General features: G+C 44.0%; 11 protein-coding genes. 4 read left to right on the forward strand and 7 right to left on the reverse strand.

Annotated features, from left to right (window positions below):
• From GSQ19_RS13530 to GSQ19_RS13550, 5 genes are all read right to left on the reverse strand, one after another.
• On the reverse strand, positions 1-1464 hold the full coding sequence (locus GSQ19_RS13530; RefSeq protein WP_011318459.1) for an MBOAT family O-acyltransferase: 1464 nt from the start codon (positions 1462-1464) through the stop codon (positions 1-3).
• A gap of 116 nt (positions 1465-1580) precedes the next feature.
• Positions 1581-1967, reverse strand: a complete 387-nt coding sequence (locus GSQ19_RS13535; protein WP_011318460.1) for an acyl carrier protein — start codon at positions 1965-1967, stop codon at positions 1581-1583.
• Positions 1936-3744, reverse strand: coding sequence for an acyl-CoA dehydrogenase family protein (locus tag GSQ19_RS13540; RefSeq protein ID WP_011318461.1), 1809 nt, complete (start codon positions 3742-3744; stop codon positions 1936-1938). Before GSQ19_RS13540 ends, GSQ19_RS13535 begins: the two co-directional genes overlap by 32 nt.
• Before the next feature lie 10 nt (positions 3745-3754).
• Entirely contained in the window at positions 3755-5563 is a 1809-nt protein-coding gene (locus tag GSQ19_RS13545) for a fatty acyl-AMP ligase (RefSeq protein ID WP_011318462.1), read from the reverse strand.
• Positions 5564-6088: 525 nt separating this feature from the next.
• Complete coding sequence (locus tag GSQ19_RS13550) at positions 6089-6424, reverse strand: hypothetical protein (RefSeq protein ID WP_011318463.1); 336 nt, start codon at positions 6422-6424, stop codon at positions 6089-6091.
• A 132-nt stretch (positions 6425-6556) separates the two neighbouring features.
• Between GSQ19_RS13550 and ygfZ the strand changes: the two genes are divergently transcribed.
• Complete coding sequence (gene ygfZ, locus GSQ19_RS13555; RefSeq protein ID WP_011318464.1) at positions 6557-7540, forward strand: CAF17-like 4Fe-4S cluster assembly/insertion protein YgfZ; 984 nt, start codon at positions 6557-6559, stop codon at positions 7538-7540.
• A gap of 116 nt (positions 7541-7656) precedes the next feature.
• Here the strand turns inward: ygfZ and GSQ19_RS13560 are convergent, their stop codons facing one another.
• Both GSQ19_RS13560 and GSQ19_RS13565 read right to left on the reverse strand, forming a co-directional pair.
• Complete coding sequence (locus GSQ19_RS13560) at positions 7657-8331, reverse strand: class I SAM-dependent methyltransferase (protein WP_011318465.1); 675 nt, start codon at positions 8329-8331, stop codon at positions 7657-7659.
• Between the two features lie 172 nt (positions 8332-8503).
• Positions 8504-9376, reverse strand: coding sequence for an S-methyl-5'-thioadenosine phosphorylase (locus GSQ19_RS13565; RefSeq protein ID WP_011318466.1), 873 nt, complete (start codon positions 9374-9376; stop codon positions 8504-8506).
• A 183-nt stretch (positions 9377-9559) separates the two neighbouring features.
• Here GSQ19_RS13565 and GSQ19_RS13570 point away from each other — a divergent pair, with 183 nt between their 5' ends.
• The 3 genes from GSQ19_RS13570 (at position 9560) to GSQ19_RS13580 (ending at position 13233) form a co-directional block, all read left to right on the forward strand.
• Positions 9560-9763 (forward strand): hypothetical protein, encoded by a 204-nt coding sequence (locus GSQ19_RS13570; RefSeq protein WP_011318467.1) that lies wholly within the window; start codon positions 9560-9562, stop codon positions 9761-9763.
• 618 nt (positions 9764-10381) lie between these two features.
• Positions 10382-12271 (forward strand): transketolase, encoded by a 1890-nt coding sequence (locus GSQ19_RS13575; RefSeq protein WP_011318468.1) that lies wholly within the window; start codon positions 10382-10384, stop codon positions 12269-12271.
• A 116-nt stretch (positions 12272-12387) separates the two neighbouring features.
• On the forward strand, positions 12388-13233 hold the full coding sequence (locus GSQ19_RS13580) for a DUF2382 domain-containing protein (protein WP_011318469.1): 846 nt from the start codon (positions 12388-12390) through the stop codon (positions 13231-13233).
• Positions 13234-13379: the final 146 nt, after the last annotated feature.

Below are 13379 nucleotides of genomic sequence, written 5' to 3' on the forward strand. Positions count from 1 at the left end.
TTAGAACTCAAAGTAGATAAAGGGCGATGGTGTATTCGCAGCTAGTAAGACGGTTAAAGCCAACAGCACCCGCGAAACCCAGGGGGAGAGTAACAAGTCATATTCACATTCCCGTTGTTGCCAGACTCCAATGTGTTCCATGAGTAACAAGGTGATGGCTAATGCTAGGGTAAAACCTAGTGCGATCGCTTCGTTACCACTGAAGAAGCTCATGGCTTCGCCAAGATTGGCTAGGGAATAAGTCCAAGGATTCAGGATTGTTTGCAACTTCTCCAATAGTCTTGGTGTCTTGGTTTCCATGAAAAACAGACATCCCAAGATTACTGAACCAAAGGTTAATGCCCAAGAAATAAACTGGGGCATGAGGAACCGTTGCTGTCCCACAAGTTTGTAAAAAGGTCGTCCGGCGTAACGTATAATTAATAACAATAGTCCGTGGTAAGCACCCCAGAAGACGAAGTTCCAGGCGGCTCCATGCCAGAATCCCGAAAGGGTGAAGGTGAGAAATAGATAAAATGGGGCCCACTGTTTGTTCTTACCCATGAGCGGCAAGAAGACATAATCCCGAAACCAAGTGCTGAGGGTGACGTGCCACCTACGCCAAAACTCGTTAATGCTTTGGGATGTGTAAGGAGCCAAAAAGTTAATAGTTAAGTTAACACCTAAAAATTTTGCTAAACCCAGAGCAATAAAACTATAGCCGCCGAAATCAAAGTAAATTTGTAATGTAAATAAGAAGGCAAAGAACCATACCAACCAAGGGTTTTGGGTTTGCTCTAATTTGATATAAGGTGAAATATTATCTGCTAGGACAAATTTCATGAATAGTCCTAGAGACAACCAGCGAAAGCCTGCTTCAAAGTTGTCGTATGTAAATTTAAAGCGGAATGACTCAATTTGGGGAAACAAATCACCCCGGCGTTCGATGGGGCCTGCTACTACTTGGGGGAAGAAGGAGACGAAATTAACGTAATCTAATGCGCCAATGGCACGTTTTTTGCGGCTGGTGTAAGAGTCAACAACAAACGCCACCATCTGGAAGGTGTAAAAAGATAAGCCTGGGGGGATGGAACCCATACCGGGAATACTCTTGGATTGCCAATTGGCGGCTAATCCTGGTACTAACAACCCTAAAACGTCTTCGACAAAAAAGTTGAGGTATTTGAAGTAAGCCAGGATGACAATATCTATAACTATGACAGTTGTGGCGATCGCTTTAGCTTTCCATCCCTGTTGACGCAACATCAACCACACCATGACGTAGTTGAAGATGATTTCACAAACAAAAATGGCAAAACTAGAACGAGAAGCGTTGACAAACAATAGCAAAGACATAGCCGCTAAGCCGATGGCATCAAAGGAACCTTTCCACAGGTTCAAGGACTTAGCAACATACCGGACTGTAAAGTAAGGGATGCTAAACAGCAACAGCACCCACCAGAAGGAAAACTCTGAGAAATTCAATTAACATCCCCCCATGAATAATTGATAATTACTAATTCGTAATTCGTAGTTGAGCCTGTAATTACGAATTACGAATTACATAGGCGTTAGCCTTGCCTTAGGGTATTACGAATTAATTAACTGCCACTGATTTTGTTCCACAAACCGCCCCAAGCTTTTTCTTTGGGGGCTTCTTCTTTGGGTTGATTGGCGACAGGTTCGGCCGTTGTTGTTTCCGCAGGTGTTACACCTACTTCGTTCACCAAATATTGAGAGGCTTTTTCAATGGTGGGGTAGTCCCAAAGTAAAGTGGGGGGTAGTTCTGCATCGAGCCAGTCTTCTAATTCACCAACGATGGTAACTGAATCAATGGAGTCTAGACCGTAGCGAGTCAAGGGTTCAGTTACTTTGATGGTTTGAGCTTTAATGCTCAGTTGTGTAGCAATCTGGTTAACTAACCACTCTTGGATGGTGTCAACGGCGTTATTAGTACTAGGCTTGGAGTTGGAGTCTTTGAGTTGCATCAGTCGTAGTCTCTTGTAGTTGAGGGTTTGCTAATTGAAAGGGAACGATGGAAAACATCCGATTGTCGGTATACAACCGGACTAACTCTTGGGCAACTGCTGTATCATCAATCCGCTCTGGTAAGGCTTTAGCTGGGCGGAAGGTCAACAGCAGTTTGCGTAGGCCGAGTGCCAACCACTCGCCATTACTAAAGAAGTCTCCCAAATGATGGCGGTTGTGAAGCCACATATGGACAGAGCTAGCAGCCGCGTGCAGGACGCAGTATTGTTTGGCTATGTCGAAGACTTCTGGCGCTTGCTCATGCCCAAACTGGAAGTTAGACTCTGTAATCTGATGATCAAGAGTATTTAATTCCTCCTGTACTATTTCGGTTAGTTGGATAATTTGCTGCAACACCTCCCCATTGAGGCTGGAGTCTGTCTTTAAATCAATTAGAGATGTCAGTGCTAAACCCAGTCCTTGGAGAACGTCGTCACCGCCTCGGTTGACTAGTTCCAACTTCTTACCATCAAAGGCGGGTAAGGGTTGGGTTAAGTCAAAGGTGGCTGCTAGACGGGCTTGTAAGTTTTCCTGGTTGCGTCCAGCATTTCTGACGCGGGACTTGGTAAGCTGACGTAGTTGCAGCAACAGGGCATGGAGGTTAACTACAGTACTGCCATCAAACATACTGATGATGGCGTTATCCCGCAGTACTTTTTGGAAAATGCCGTAGTCGTGTTCTTCACGCATATAAAAGCGTGAACCCAAAACGACGGAGACATTCTGCACGACTGTTTCTAGGGTCGTGGTGACGAAGTATTTCACCACTGCTGACCAAACGCTGATTTGCTCTGGCATGGTGTTAAAGCCACGAGCCACGCCGATGGTGGCACAGTCGCAAATCAGGATATCTAGAAACCCATCGGTTAAAGTGCGCTTGGGTTGGGGCATATCATAGACGGTCTTGCCGTATAGCTGTCGTCCCAAGGCAAATTTGAGGGTAGTCCGTAGGGCAGTATCAGCAGCCCCTTGGGAAAAGGCAGCACACAGGGCGCGGGTGATTTGGAAGCCTTTGAGTGCTAGTTCTAGTCCTGCTCCTTCTGCTCCCAAGCGCATAGATTCGGGGATGAAGCAGTTCTCAAATTTGATCCCACTCATATCCGAACCGCGCACGCCGTGGGTAAAGATTTTTGGTAGGTGGCTATAGTTGGCGGGGTCGATTTTGCTCTTTTCTACCATGAATAGGGATAAGCTACGCGCACCCCCTTCTTCGTCGGTTTTAGCTAGAACGAAGGTAACGCCGGAGATGGTGGCGCGGTTAATCGGCCATTTTTCACCGTTGAGGATGTAGCCGCCAGGAACTTTTGTTGCTCTCACATCACTGGCGAGTAAATCGCTACCGTGGGCTTTTTCTGAATAAGCCAGACACATAGCCCCGTTGGCATCTTTCATGAAGCTTGACAGGATGCGCTTCTGCTCGTCTGTGCCTGCCATCCATGTGAGGTATGACCAGAACATGGTAGTGAAGGCGATCGCTGCGGTTTGGTCACGGCGGGAAAGGACGCGCACAAAGGCGATAAACTCATCAAAGGAGGTAAATTCACCGCCGCATTCCGTGGGAATGTAATAGTGTTGGAGTTTCCAGTTGTAGAGCCAATTAATAATCTCGTGGGGAAACTCTTCTCGTTCGTCCAGGTCAATTACCTGTTTGAACGACATCACATTATTTGGATTAGTAGGGTCGCCCAAATCCTTTTCTAATGCTTCTGCAATCCAATATTGCTTGAGTGGCTGCATAATTTTCTCCTTAGTGAGTAACTTGCACCTTTTCCAGCAAAGAGTCTACCTCCCCTTGTAGTCGCCGATAGCTGGCGGTGTATTTGGGGTTTTCGCTCCAATCGGCTAAAACTTCCAACTCACCGGCGAGGAAACTGGCTTTGCAAGCGCGTCGTTGAATTTTGCCACTGGAGGTTTTGAGGACATTTCCAGGCTTGACAAGAACCACAGCATATGCTTGTAGCTCGTGGATTTCGGCGATCGCTTGCCGAATATTAGTCAATACCTCATCTGTGTTAAACTCTTCTTCTGGTTTGCGTTTGACTTCCTGTACAATCACCAGTTGTTCGACACCATCCACATCGATGGAAAAAGCTGCACCGTAGTCTGGGCGTAGGGCTGGGTGAATTTCCTGTACAGTCCATTCCAAGTCTTGGGGATAATGATTAGTCCCCCGGATAATGATTAAGTCTTTGATGCGTCCAGTGATGAACAATTCACCACCCTTGATAAAGCCCAAGTCACCTGTGCGGAGGAAGGAGACTTCATTATTTCCGGTAATCTTGGCACGGAAGGTACTTTCACTTTCCTGGGGGCGTTGCCAATAACCACCCGCTACACTGGGGTCTGCTACCCATACCTCGCCGACTTCATCCGCCGCGCAACGAGTTAAGGTATCTGGGTTGACTATAGCGACTTGCGTCTCACAAACTAGGCGACCGCATCCAGGGATAGCCCGGACTCCATCGTCCCAGGTAGTGGCTTCCACAATTTTGTTCTGCTCAATTTTGGTTTTTTCTACCAAACACAGAACAGGTGGTGTATTTCTAGGGCTGGTAGAAACCAACAGTGTATTTTCTGCCAATCCATAAGCGGGTGCAAAGGTTTCCCACTTGAACCCACTGGGGGCAAACTTCTCAAAAAACTCTTCTAAAACTCTAGGGTTAATCGGTTCGGCGGCGTTTCCTGCTGCTACCCAACTACTGAGATTTAAGGTAGCTAGTTGTGCATCGGTGACGCGACGAACACACTGTTCATAAGCAAAGTTAGGAGCCTGACTATGAGTACCGCGATAGCGAGAAATCGCTTGTAGCCAGCGTACAGGCTGTTTGATAAATGCCATTGGGGACATGACATAGCAAGGATGTCCGTTGTAAATGGGTACGGTCAAACCTTCTACTAGCCCATAATCGTGGAAATATGGCATCCAGGTGATGGAAACACTTTCAGCATCATAACCACAGGCTTTTTGTAGATAAGCGCAGTGGTGCATAATGTTGTGGTGGCTAATCATCACACCCTTTGGTGTGGAAGTCGAGCCTGATGTGTATTGCAAATATGCCAGGGTATCTGGGGTAATTTGCGGGTCTTGCCATTGGTCTGCTAGTTCTAAATCAATATCTTCACTGGCAAACCAAGTCATCTCTTCAAATTCGGGAAAGTCCAACTTGGCTGCTTGCAGAACACTCAAAAGGTGGTGGTTGGTGAAGACAAATTTAGCGTTGGCATCCTTAACAATTGCCCGTAACCGAGGCAAAGCCCGTTTCAATCTACCAGCATCAGGAGGGGGTGCTGGGATGGCGATGACTCCACCATAAAGACTGCCCAAAAATGCTGCCATTACGTCTAATCCCTGGGGGTAGAGCAGCAAAACACGCTCACCTTTAGCATTGTGTTTCTGCAATAATGCACCAATGGCACGGGCTAGATGATCCAATTCTGCGTATGTTAACTTTGGGCCTTCTGTTTTCCCGTCAATGAGAAACATATAGGCGAGGTTGTCCGGCTCATGAGTAGCACGAGCGCGTAGCAGTTCAACCAGGGTAGAGACGTTTGTCATTGGCAACTTCTTGGATAGTTAGGCAGTGAGTCATTTGACATGGCATCACATATCTTACTTTTCGCAGATGTGCTGCTTTCGGATATAGGCTTGCCAGGGATTTTTGTTACCTATTAATTCAGTAATATTGACACAATCATCTACTTATCGGAAGATATTACTCGGTGTTTTCACTAAAAAAATAAATTTACACTATAATCGCATCCGCAAATATGAGTAAGTGTAGATGAAGCAAAGTGCTGATTTTGTAAGCATTTACCATCTCTCTATTGATGTAGGGGGGAGGAGAGATTATAAATTTACTATGAAAATTGTTAATTACTTGGTATCCCTTTGCGTAAAGTCATGGTGAGTTGATGGGGGACTTTTGAACGCAGAGGGAAGGCAGCGCGTTGCAGTGGTTTCCCCTGTTGTAGCGACTGCCGTTGCGCTGAGGTTTGATGCTAGCTTGCGGAAATGGTGTACTTGGAAAGATGAGGGATAAATTGTTACTGTGTTACTCGGAAGTCCTCACTCCTAAGAATTTCAGGCGTTTTGAGAAACACTTTGGCGATAAAAGTAGCGCTTGTGTAGAATTACTGCGGCAAAGTTAGCTACTAAACAAGTGAGTGCTAAACCTAACAAAATATATGTGGGAGCCATGACCACGCCAATCTCGAACCATGTGTATACATGTAAAATCATCACTACTGCAAAAATACTAGCTAGGCTAACGGCTTGCCAAATTTGATGGGTTGGGCGACCTATGACAGCTAGGATAATTGTCAATAATGTGGCGAGTAAATTGGCTGGGACAAGAAACGCACAAATACCGATACAGTTGGCACGGGAGAACTCAGATAAAGCATGGAAATGGAGCATTCATTTTTGGGGATAACGTTAGCATCTAAAGGACAAAATATATTTTTAGATATGTCAACTGAAATTAGGATATATCTAAAGTAATTGCTTCTGTGGTTATTTAACATAAATTAAATTTAACGCTTGACTATCATGCCGACATCTGCAATAGACGGTAAAGACACAGCCGCTATCCAAGCCGCAACAGCAGAAGTTGCTGTATATGATCGCTCCACTTGGGGACTTATCCGTGTTTCTGATGATGACCGTTTGCGGTTTTTACACAATCAAAGTACTAATGATTTCCAGAGTCTAAAGCCAGGACAGGGCTGTGATACGGTGATGGTGACATCTACAGCCCGTACTATAGATTTGGTGAGTAGTTATGTTCTTGATGATGCAGTCATACTTTTAGTTTCCCCTAGTCGTCGGGAGTTTTTGCTACAATGGCTAGATCGCTATATCTTTTTTGCTGATAAGGTACAGTTAACTGATATTACTGAGGAAACTGCCACTTTTAGTATTATTGGGCCGGGTAGTGATGCTGTAGTGGAAAAATTGGGTGCGGGAGGAATTATCGGTCAACCCCAAGGTAATCATATTACTATCGATGGCGGTGCGATCGTTGCGGTGGGTAGTGGCTTGGCTTCTCCTGGATATACGTTGATTTTGCCAGTGTCCCAAAAACAGCAAGTATGGCAGCAAATTATCGATTCAGGGGCGGTAGAATTGAGCGATCGCGCTTGGGATACTTTACGCATATTACAAGGAAGACCAGCACCAGACTCAGAATTGACGGACGATTATAATCCTTTGGAAGTGGGTTTATGGCAGACTATTTCTTTTAACAAGGGTTGCTATATCGGGCAAGAAACCATCGCCAGATTAAATACATATAAAGGTGTCAAACAATATCTTTGGGGTATTCGTCTTAACGCTCCAACAGAAATTGGAGATACTATTACTATTGGTGATGAGAAAGTTGGTAAACTCACCAGTTATACAGAAACTCCTGATGGTTATTTTGGACTAGGTTACATTCGTAGTAAAGCTGGTGGTGTGGGCTTAAAAGTCCAGGTAGGAAACAGCGAGGGAGAAGTAATTGCTATCCCCTTTGTTTCTCATGAATACCCATAAATAGGGGTTTAGGGGTGCAAATGTTTAAAACCCTTACACCCTTACACCCTCATACCCTCACACCCTCACACCCTTACACCCAGCCTGGGTACGTAAGTTCTAGGAATGAGTAATTACTAATCGGTATAACCCCGCTTGAGTGCTAAAGTCAGTCCATCACCAATGGGGACTAAAGAAAGTGTTACCCTTTCGTCATCATGTAACTTTTGATTTAAAGCACGAATAATTCGGGTACTCTCATCTTGAATTTGAGGATCAGCAACTCTTCCAGACCATAAAACATTATCAATGGCAATTAAGCCTCCAGGACGGACTAATTGCAAGGCGCGTTCATAATAACCGTCATAATTTTCCTTATCTGCATCGATAAAGGCAAAATCAAATGTTCCTGCTTGTCCATCTGCCAACAGCGCATCTAATGTCAGCAAGGCTGGGGCTAGGCGCAAGTCGATTTTATCTGCAACTCCTGCTTGTTGCCAATAACGCCGAGCGATCGCCGTAAATTCTTCACTCACATCACAAGCAACAATCTTGCCATCATCAGGTAAAGCCAAGGCTACAGATAAGGAACTATAACCAGTAAACACACCAACTTCCAGGGTTTTCTTTGCTCCCAACAACTGTACCAACAGCCTCATAAACTGTCCTTGTTCCGGGGATATCTGCATTCTCCCATTGGGATGGTTGGCTGTTTCTTGACGCAGTTTCCAGAGAATTTCCGGTTCTCTAACAGAGTTAGTTAAAAGGTAATCGTAGAGTTGTTCATCAAGTCCAATAGTCTGTGCTGACATATGTAGTAAGGAAATTGTCGGTATATTTAGCTATACTATCGCTGAAATTCATTACTGGAGTAATGGTAAAGGGTACAGAAAAACCTATAGTGCGTAATTAATTATGTTTTCCATTACCCATTACCAATTACCAATCCCCATAAATATTATCAGTATCCCAACCGACAATATATTACAAATACTTTTGCAACAATAAGCCCAACTTTTCTTTTGTCGCCACAGGTGCTTTCTCTAAATTTGTCAAAATCGCATATTTCAAAGCCGAATGAGCCTCACTATGTGGGGGATTTTCACTCAAGCGCCGCACGGTTTCTTGAATAACTTTTTGAGCATTAACCGCATTGCGTAGTAAATTACCAATTACCATTTCCACGGTTACACTATCGTGGTCTGGATGCCAACAATCGTAATCTGTGACTAATGCCAAAGTTGCATAGGCAATTTCTGCTTCTCTAGCTAACTTGGCTTCTGGTAAATTGGTCATGCCGATGACTGTTGCACCCCAACTACGATATAGATTAGATTCTGCTTTGGTGGAAAATGCCGGGCCTTCCATGCAAATATACGTGCCACCTTTGTGGAGTGTGACATCTGGTAAATTTAAGGATGCGATCGCATCCGCTAAAACCCCAGCTAAATTTTTGCAAATCGGGTCGCCAAAGGCAATGTGAGCCACAATACCTTCACCAAAAAACGTCGAAATTCGATTTCTTGTCCTATCAATAAACTGATCTGGGACTACCATATCTAGTGGTTTAGCTTCTTCTTTCAAGGAACCCACGGCGCTAGCTGAAATTAAGTACTCCACACCCAATTGCTTCATAGCGTAAATATTGGCACGGAAGGGTAACTCTGTAGGTAACAGTGTATGATTACGACCATGCCGTGCTAAAAATGCTACTCTTGTTCCGTCTAATGTTCCCAAAATCAACGCATCAGAGGGCGAACCAAAAGGCGTTTCGATTTGTACTTCTTCTACATCTTTCAGGGCTTCCATTTTGTAGAGACCACTACCACCAATAATCCCAATCTGTGCGTGAGCCATGATTCTTTACCTGTTGCTTACGGAACTGCCCAGTTATTGTACCTAAAAGGCGAGTATCAGAGGAGGCATAAAGCTGATAACTATTGAGCATTTGCTATTCCGTGTGCCTACTCATGTCAGACTTTACAGAAAATTGTTATTCTCTTGGAATAAATTTAAAAAACATAAATTTTGGTGAGGAATATGCAAATTACTAGCCCCTCAACCCAAATCAATTTAGAAACAGTTTTTGAGCGCATTTTTACTATTGGTAGAATCTCACGCCGAGATCAGCAGTTATTAATGTCTACACTGCTCTCCAAAGAAGGTTTAAGCGAAGGTGAACAACAGCAAATTAGCCGAGTGTTTACAGCTTTGCAAAACGGATTACTCAAAGTCGTAGATTAACGATGAAAGGATTTGGGACTTATACCAATTCTCTATGAAGTTGCACCAAATAAATGATGTAGAGACGTTGCATACAACGTCTCTACAGTCCAAAATAAAGCAAATCTTCATTAAAAAACGGTATTAGAGACAAGAAAATTCAGCCGGAACGCACCGTCTCACGGATGGTGTGTTAGGCGCGAGTATGGTTATTTCGTGACCAATCATCTGGGAAATCAGCACCTAACACACCCTGCCACAATAATTTTATTTTTGCTTTATAAATAACCTCTTATATCTGTTAATTTTCTATCACTTTTGAGAGAAAGAATGATTATTCCATTAGAAAGAAGTAATTAATCTTTTAAATCTCTAGAGTGAACTAAATAACACTAATGTCTTGGTTCAATACAAATTGACTATAGAATTCATACTTTCATTTATGAAATATATTTAGGGTGGGCATTGCATACCCTAAAGAACTGATAGGACTTACGCAACTGGCACATTTTTAGAGTGCGTCAGATTGGAGTATTTCGTAATTGTCAAAAGATGTTTGGCATCTGACGCACCCTACAAGAACCGTTAGCTGTCAACAAACTATACAAGTGACTATGTAATTTAAAAGCATCATAGCTTATGACTACCCAAGAGCAACTACACCAATGGCATGAATTAGCGCAACAATTGCGAATAGATAGTATTCGCGCCACAACCGTCGCTGGTTCAGGCCACCCCACTTCTTCCATGTCCTCTGCCGATTTAATGGCGGTGTTATTAACTAATTATCTTCACTACGATTTTGACAATCCACATCACCCTAATAACGATCGCTTTATTCTCTCTAAAGGACACGCTGCACCCTTACTTTACGCCATGTATAAAGCGGCTGGGGTCATCACCGATGAGGAATTAATGTCATTGCGGCAAATGGGTAGCCGTCTGGAAGGTCATCCCACCCCAGTATTACCTTGGGTGGATGTGGCGACTGGTTCCTTAGGGCAAGGATTACCCATCGGTGTGGGGTTGGGTTTAGCTGGGAAGTATTTAGACCAGCTACCTTATAACGTCTGGGTGTTGTTAGGTGACAGTGAAACAGCCGAAGGTTCTGTGTGGGAAGCCTTCGACCATGCCGCACACTACACCCTAGACAATCTCATTGCCATTATCGATGTCAACCGCCTTGGTCAACGGGGTCAGACAGAATTAGGGTGGAATACTCAAGCCTATGCTAATCGTGCCAAGGCTTTTGGTTGGCAAGCCATAGAAATAGATGGTCACAATTTGACGGAGATTGACCAAGCCTTTAGTGCGGCGATTAGTATTAACGATCGCCCCACCGTCATTATTGCCCGTACCAAGAAAGGTAAAGGTGTAGCGTCTTTGGAAGATTTGGGCGGGTGGCATGGCAAAGCTTTAAAGCCTGATGCAGCAAAACAAGCGATCGCTGAGTTAGGTGGTGAACGTCACATTACTATTCAAGTAGCCCAACCTGAACCAGGACAACCCACATTACTCCACCCCCAGCCCTTGCAACTACCCACTTATAAACAAGGTGCAGAAGTTGCCACACGTCGCGCTTATGGTGACGCTCTCAAAGCCTTAGGCGCAGCGCAACCCGATGTTGTTGCCCTAGATGCAGAGGTGAGCAATTCCACTTACACCGAAGATTTTGCCGAAGCCTACCCAGAAAGATACTTTGAAATGTACATTGCCGAACAGCAAATGGTTGCAGCTGCTGTTGGCTTGCAAGTACGTCAGTATAAACCTTTTGCTGCGACCTTCGCCGCCTTCTTAACTCGTGCCTACGACTTTGTGAGGATGGCAGCCATCTCTCGCGCCAATATTAAATTAGTTGGTTCCCATGCGGGTGTATCCATTGGTCAAGACGGCCCTTCACAAATGGCATTGGAAGACTTAGCAGCCTTTCGGGCTGTGGGGAATAGTACCGTACTTTACCCTTGTGATGCCAATCAAACAGCGAAACTAGTAGAGCAGATGAGCGATCGCCAGGGTATTGTTTATCTCCGCACCACCAGAGAAAATACACCAGTTATCTACGGAATCGAAGAAGAGTTTTCCATCGGTGGTAGTAAAGTTATTCGTAGCTCTGACCAAGACCAAGCTACCATCATTGGTGCAGGTATAACTTTACACGAAGCCATCAAAGCAGGCGATCGCCTCAAAAACGAAGGCATTACAGTACGCATCATCGATGCGTACTCCGTTAAACCCATTGACGTACAAACCCTGCATCAAGCAGCCAATGACACAGAAGGCAATTTAGTAGTCGTCGAAGACCATTGGCAGGAAGGCGGATTAGGTGCAGCCGTGTTGGATGCCTTTGCAGGTATTGGGGATCTCCCTAGCTACGATGGCCCCCCACTGCAACTAATTAAGTTAGCAGTTCATCATATGCCTGGTTCCGGTACGCCAGAAGAATTACTCCATGCAGCCAACATTGATGCTGATGCCATTGTAGAAGCCGTGAAATCTCAAGTCAGACATCTTATTGGTACCAGAGTTTAAATAGATGATTAATAAAATCTCTCAACTGACTTCAGTCGTCAGCCAGAGGGAAACAAGACTAAAGCTTTTTACGCTGATAGATAGATTATTCTATCTTGCACAATTGGTAACAGTTTATGCCTCTTTATAAACTTGAAGAATTCGACCCTAACTACAGAGAAACCTTTGGTGGTGATGACGTTAAAGCTTTAGAACTCTATACCCAAAGTGGAGTGAGAGTTGGAGCGATCGCTGATGTCTTAGTTGATAATGAAGGACGCTTTCGTTATCTAGTAATTGACACTCATATTGATGATTCAATTAACAAAAAAATCTTACTACCAATTGGTCTGTCCCAGATCAATTATCCAGCAAGGCGTGTTTATGTTGACGGACTGAGCAAAGAACAAGTAGAACATTTACCTGAATATCACGACAATATTGCAGTTAATGAAGAATACGAAGAAAAAGTACGCGGTATATTTCGTCCACAGACTAGTAATTTAACTTATGACCGTCAGACATACGACTACCAGCAAGAACCAGCTTTATATAATTTGAATGAGCAATATCATCAAACTTTCAGGCTTTACGAAGAAAGATTAATTGCTAACAAGCATCGTGTTAAAACCGGTGAAGTAGCTGTTGGTAAACACATTGAAACAGAAAACGCACGGGTGGCTGTGCCTATTCAAAGAGAACGTGTAGTGATTGAAAGAGCCGCACCAACATCACCAGATACGATAGTAGATCCAAAAGAAGTTAAGTTTCAACAAGGGGAAGTGGCGCGCATTGAATTGTACGAAGAAACCCCGGAAATTCGGAAAGAAGCTTTTGTCCGGGAAGAAGTCCGGGTAAGAAAAGTAGTAGAAAGTGATACCGTTGAAGCCCAAGATGTAATTCGTCGGGAAGAGTTAGATATTGATACTGCTGGTAATTTACTTGTCAATGAAACTAATGTAGAAAAGCATGAAAATGTTTGAAAAATTAGTTAAAGGGCAGGTAATACGTGCTTGCTTTCTGGAATAGAATTATGGTGGGCAATGCCCACCTACACATATTTTAAAAATTAAATAGTATTCCTATCAGCACTTACGCAAGTGTCACAAAAAATAATTTTTTTGTTTGT

The sequence above is a fragment of the Trichormus variabilis 0441 genome (genome assembly GCF_009856605.1).
GTDB lineage: Bacteria > Cyanobacteriota > Cyanobacteriia > Cyanobacteriales > Nostocaceae > Trichormus > Trichormus variabilis.

Bases quoted from the DNA above. Each gene is read 5' to 3' on its own strand.
- GSQ19_RS13535 (WP_011318460.1), bottom strand. From the start codon at position 1,967: ATGCAACTCAAAGACTCCAACTCCAAGCCTAGTACTAATAACGCCGTT.
- GSQ19_RS13540 (WP_011318461.1), bottom strand. From the start codon at position 3,744: ATGCAGCCACTCAAGCAATATTGGATTGCAGAAGCATTAGAAAAGGAT.
- GSQ19_RS13545 (WP_011318462.1), bottom strand. From the start codon at position 5,563: ATGACAAACGTCTCTACCCTGGTTGAACTGCTACGCGCTCGTGCTACT.
- GSQ19_RS13550 (WP_011318463.1), bottom strand. From the start codon at position 6,424: ATGCTCCATTTCCATGCTTTATCTGAGTTCTCCCGTGCCAACTGTATC.
- ygfZ (WP_011318464.1), top strand. From the start codon at position 6,557: ATGCCGACATCTGCAATAGACGGTAAAGACACAGCCGCTATCCAAGCC.
- GSQ19_RS13560 (WP_011318465.1), bottom strand. From the start codon at position 8,331: ATGTCAGCACAGACTATTGGACTTGATGAACAACTCTACGATTACCTT.
- GSQ19_RS13565 (WP_011318466.1), bottom strand. From the start codon at position 9,376: ATGGCTCACGCACAGATTGGGATTATTGGTGGTAGTGGTCTCTACAAA.
- GSQ19_RS13570 (WP_011318467.1), top strand. From the start codon at position 9,560: ATGCAAATTACTAGCCCCTCAACCCAAATCAATTTAGAAACAGTTTTT.
- GSQ19_RS13575 (WP_011318468.1), top strand. From the start codon at position 10,382: ATGACTACCCAAGAGCAACTACACCAATGGCATGAATTAGCGCAACAA.
- GSQ19_RS13580 (WP_011318469.1), top strand. From the start codon at position 12,388: ATGCCTCTTTATAAACTTGAAGAATTCGACCCTAACTACAGAGAAACC.